Annotated in this window: 3 protein-coding genes; all 3 read right to left on the bottom strand. The window is 70.5% G+C overall.

From position 1 onward, the window contains the following. Positions 1–596, bottom strand: a 596-nt coding sequence (locus A9W96_RS28630) for a lytic transglycosylase domain-containing protein (protein WP_156765460.1), incomplete at its 3' end; no start/stop codon positions are given. A gap of 319 nt (positions 597–915) precedes the next feature. Further along, positions 916–1947 carry a nucleoside triphosphate pyrophosphohydrolase gene (locus A9W96_RS28635; protein ID WP_066871773.1) on the bottom strand — a complete coding sequence of 344 codons (1032 nt, stop codon included), beginning with the start codon at positions 1945–1947 and terminating at the stop codon, positions 916–918. Then, positions 1944–4751: transcription-repair coupling factor (gene mfd, locus A9W96_RS28640; RefSeq protein WP_067144561.1), on the bottom strand; the 2808-nt coding region annotated here is incomplete at its 5' end. The genes mfd and A9W96_RS28635, both read right to left, overlap by 4 nt.

Raw genomic sequence — 4751 nt, forward strand, 5'->3', positions numbered from 1 at the left:
AGGTAACCGGCCGCGGCGAGGGCCGCGTCGTCGATGTTGTCCGGGCTGACGCGCCCGTCGTTGTGAGCGTCGACACCATAGAGCCGCCACGTCTCCGGGATGAACTGCATCGGCCCCATGGCGCGCGTCACACCGTCGTCGTCGGTGACGGCCTCCTCGGTGTCGACGATGCGCAGCGTGCCGCCGCTGCCGTCGAGCCGGACACCCCGAATCGGGGGGCTCACATCGCCGTTCGGGGCCAGGCGCGCGCCGCGGTAGGTGCCGTGGTGGCTCTCGACCTGGCCGATGCCGGCCAGCGTGGTCCACGCGATGTGGCATTTCGGGTTCTCGACTTCGGCGACCCGCGCCGCGTAGGCGTAGGCCTCGAGCGCGATCACCGGGATCTCGAGTGCCGCCGACCGCTGCGCCGCCCAGTCCCGCAACTGATCCGCGGGCCGGCCGCTGGCGTGGGTGTCCACGGCGGGCACCGGATCCCCGGCCGGTGGCGGCACGCCGTCAGGGATGAACAGGCTGAGCTGCCAGGTACAGCTGGAGGCCAGAACGATCGCGGTCGCGCCGATCACGGCGGCCGCGCGCATCCAACGCCTCGGCGACACCATGCTTTCCTGAGCTCCCCTAAACTCGCCTGCCCCAACTTCCGCCACACCATCGTCCCATGCGTCCGGGACCGACCCGGTCGCCTCGGGCCCCGGCACACCGACTCGCCGCCGGTTTCAGCTAACCCTCGGCAAGCCGTTGGCCGCTTCGGCCAGCGCGGTCAGACCGACGCCAACCACGGGGATTCGCACCCTCATCGGCGATGTTACCCAGCCAGGACGGCCAAATCGGGCAAACATTCCGTCGGTCGCTCTCTTTCACGGCCGAAAGCGCGAATTAGTGGGCGACGGCGCCTCGGTAAGGGCGGCGGCGGCCCGGTCAGGCGTCGTCGGCCGCGGCGTCGGCGCCGGACTCCTCGGCGGCCGCGTCGGCCTGGCCGTCGGTCCCCGGCGCCGCATCGTCGACCACCGGTACCGCGGTCGGCCAGTGCTCGCGCCACTCCTGCTCGGAGATCTCACCGAGCGGGGCCACGTCGAACGCTGAAGGAACACCGGCGCCGCGGCGCGCCGCCGCGATCGTCCGCTCGACTCCGCGGACCGTCTCCACGAAGTCCAGAACGGCGGTCCGCAACGCACTTTCGGCATCGACGTCGGCCGACACCGAGACCGAGGTGATCTCGCCGGGGATCAGGTCGGCGGGAAGGCCCGCTTTGCCGGCGCGGGCGATGACCTTCTGGGCCAGTGCCAAAGCGGGCTGCCCGGTGTGCACATCGTCCATCACCGATTTCCGCGGCTTCTCGGCCGCCTTCCGCGCTTCCCACTGGGCCAACTGCTCTTCGAGCGAGATCGATTGCCCGGCAAGGACTCCCGGAACTCGGTTGCCCAGTTTGCGCATCAGGGCCGCGGCGACATCGTCGATGGTGAAGGCGGAGTGCGGCGCATCCTCGGCGATGCGGGCATGAAAGAGCACCTGCAGCAGCACGTCGCCGAGTTCGTCGCGCAACTGCTCGGCGTTGCCGCTGCCGACGGCGTCCAGCAGCTCGTAGGTCTCCTCCAGCAAGAACCTGCGCAGCGAATCGTGGGTCTGCTCGCTTTCCCACGGCCCGGCGGTGCGCAGTTTGTCCATCATCGCCACCGCGTCGACCAGCCGCTCACCGCGGGGCGTCTCCGGCGCCGAGATCAGCCGTGCGCCGGCCGCCAGCCGGGCGGTGACAGCGGGGTGCTCGGGATCCGACGACAGCAGCACCGGGGCGTCCTCACCGGAATGCACCGGGCGCGCCGCGGGCAGCGACCAGGGCACCGCGACGGGCATCTCTTCGGTGTATTGCACCTCGCCGGTCAGGTGCTCGATGGCCTCGACGGGCACCAGCGAGGGGCGGCGGGGGTCGAACAAGACGACGATGGATGTCATCGCGCTCGTCGCTCCTCACTTCTCGCGGGTTCTGAGCTCGTTATATCAACGTCCGTCTGGGGCTTGCCTTGCAGTGCCGTGACCAGGTTGGCCACCATCTGCACCAGCTCGACATCGCGCAGCCGCGGCGCGCCCACCCCGCCGGCGCGCGGAATCGGAACCGACACCGTGGACGTGGTGGCGCGGTAGTTCGCGGCCGGATACATCCGCTTGAGCCGCACCTGCGCCGAATCCGGCAGAGTCATCGGCGACAGCCGCACCGTGGCCGCCGAGGGCGCGGACACCTCGGTGATGCCGGCGCCGCGGCACAGCAGCCGCAGCCGCGCCACCGCGACCAGCCGCAGGGCCGGTTCGGGCAGCGCCCCGTATCGGTCGACGAGTTCCTCCACGACCGCGTCGATCTCGGCGTCGGAGGCCGCGGCGGCCAGCCGTCGGTAGCCCTCCAGCCGCAGCCGGTCGCTGGCGATGTAGTCCGGCGGCAGGTGCGCGTCGACCGGCAGGTCGATCCGCACGTCCTTGGGTTCCTCGGCGGTGGTGACGGTCTGACCGTCGGCGGCGGCCCGGTAGGCCTCCACCGCCTCGCCGACCAGCCGGACGTACAGGTCGAAGCCGACGCCGGCGACGTGCCCGGACTGCTCGACGCCCAGCACGTTGCCGGCCCCGCGGATTTCGAGGTCCTTCATCGCGACGGCCATGCCCGCGCCCAGCTCGTTGTTCTGCGCGATGGTGGCAAGGCGGTCATACGCCGTCTCGGTCAGCGGCGAATGCGGCGGATACAGGAAGTAGGCGTAGCCGCGCTCGCGGCTGCGGCCGACCCGGCCGCGCAGCTGGTGCAGCTGGGACAGGCCGAAGGTGTCGGCGCGCTCGACGATCAGGGTGTTCGCGTTGGAGATGTCCAGGCCGGTCTCCACGATCGTGGTGCACACCAGGATGTCGTATTCGCGGTTCCAGAACCCCTGCACCGTGCGTTCCAGCCGTTCCTCGGGCATCTGCCCGTGCGCGACGACCACCCGCGCCTCGGGCACCAGCTCGCGGATCCGGGCCGCCGCCCGGTCGATCGAGCTGACCCGGTTGTGCACGTAGAAGACCTGCCCGTCGCGCAGCAATTCGCGCCGCAGGGCCGCCGCGACCTGCTTGTCGTCGTGCGGACCCACATAGGTCAGCACCGGATACCGCTCCTCGGGCGGCGTCAGGATGGTCGACATCTCCCGGATGCCGGCCAGGCTCATCTCCAGCGTCCGCGGAATCGGGGTGGCGCTCATGGTCAGCACGTCGACGTGGGTGCGCAGGCTCTTGATGTGCTCCTTGTGCTCGACGCCGAACCGCTGCTCCTCGTCGACGACCACCAGGCCCAGGTCCTTCCAGCGCACCCCGGTCTGCAACAGCCGATGCGTGCCGATCACTATGTCCACCGATCCGTCGGCCAGGCCCTCGACGACGGCCTTGGACTCCGCCGGGTCGGTGAACCGGGACAGGCCCTTGACCGTGACCGGGAACCCGGTCATCCGGTCGGTGAAGGTCTGCAGATGCTGGTCGGCCAGCAGCGTGGTGGGCACCAGCACCGCGACCTGCTTGCCGTCCTGGACCGCCTTGAACGCCGCCCGCACCGCGATCTCGGTCTTGCCGTAACCGACGTCGCCGCAGATCACCCGGTCCATCGGGACCGGCTTTTCCATGTCGGACTTGACCTCGGTGATCGCGGTGAGCTGGTCGACGGTCTCGGTGTAGCCGAACGCGTCTTCCATCTCGGCCTGCCACGGGGTGTCCGGCCCGAACGCGTGACCCGGGCTGGCCTGCCGCTTGGCGTACAGCGACACCAGCTCGCCGGCGATCTCGCGCACCGCGCGCCGCGCCTTGGTCTTGGTGTTGGTCCAGTCGCTGCCGCCCAGCTTGCTCAGCGCCGGCGCCTGCCCACCGACATACCGGGACAGCTGGTCCAGCGAGTCCATCGGCACATACAGCTTGTCGGACCCGCCGCCCCGCTTGCTCGACGCGTATTCGAGCACCAGGTACTCGCGCCGAGCGCCGCCGACGGTGCGCTCGACCATCTCCACGAACCGGCCGATGCCGTGCTGATCATGCACCACCAGATCACCGGCCGTGAGCGCCAACGGATCAACGGTGTTACGCCGCTTGGCCGCCAGGCGTTTGCCCTCGACGGCCGTCACCCGGCTGCCGGTCAGGTCGGACTCGGTGATCACCACCAACGTGGCGCCGGGGATGATGACGCCGTCGTGCAACGGGCCCTTGAGCACACCGACCACGCCGGCCTTGGGGGCGGCGCCCGATTCGAGCATGGCGGCGGGGGTGTCGCACTCGGCCAGCCGTTCCACCACGCGGTGCGCGGTCCCGGTCCCGGGTGCGACGACGACGGCGTAGCCGCCGGTGGAAACGTGCGCACGCAGCATCGCGAAGATGCCGTCGATGTCGTGCTGATGCCCGCGCGCCGACGGCGCCGCCCGGATCTCCAGTTCCACGGCCGACTCGTCGGACAGCTGGCTCAGCGTCCACCACGGATGCCCGGCGCGGCCCGCCGCGGCCCGCACGTCGTCGAGTTCGGCGAATCCCGACCCGCCGAACTGCGCCACGTCGACGGGGGCGTCGGTACCCAACGCGGCCACCGACCACGATGCTTCGAGGAATTCGCTACCGGTCTTGATCAGATCGGCGGCCCGGGTGCGGACCTTCTCGGGGTCGCACACCAAGACCGGTGTGCGCGGGGCCAATTGGTCGGTGAGCAGCACGTGCTCGCCGGGCCGAAGCACCGGCAGCAGCGCCTCCATGCCGTCGACCGAAATGCCCTC

The sequence above is a fragment of the Mycobacterium sp. 1245852.3 genome (assembly GCF_001669335.1).
Lineage (GTDB): Bacteria > Actinomycetota > Actinomycetes > Mycobacteriales > Mycobacteriaceae > Mycobacterium > Mycobacterium europaeum_A.